Source organism: Mordavella massiliensis (assembly GCF_016902415.1).
Classification (GTDB): Bacteria; Bacillota; Clostridia; order Lachnospirales; family Lachnospiraceae; genus Merdimonas; species Merdimonas faecigallinarum.
On sequence record NZ_JACJLV010000135.1, the window covers coordinates 1 to 357 of the forward strand.

A 357-nucleotide genomic window follows, 5' to 3' on the forward strand; every position below is an offset into this window, starting at 1 on the left:
GTATATGGGTTTATAATAGAGTGGAGAAGGGGATTGTATTTATTTCTTCAAACGGGAAAAACATGGGGAGAGTTTTTGGTAATTTCAACTGTCGGAAATTTTGGCTGGCTTGATACACCTATGCTTTTGGGGGCTGTAATTTCAGTAATTGTTTTTTTGATTACAGTTTCATTGATTAGGAATACTGATCAAAAACAATATTATTTAAGGAAATGGGATATATTTATCATTATTGTTACAATAATAGCGATGATAGTATTTACGACTCTTTCACTAGTAGATCATACAATAAAAGTAACTTTATTTGGAAGTGAGGGGAGTCCTAATATCTATAATATAAGAGAAGCTGTGTACCAG

At 31.9% G+C, this 357-nt stretch carries 1 protein-coding gene; it reads left to right on the forward strand.

Annotated features, from left to right (window positions below):
• A partial coding sequence (locus tag H6A13_RS13160) for a hypothetical protein (protein ID WP_204909964.1) occupies positions 1–357 on the forward strand: 357 nt, incomplete at both ends.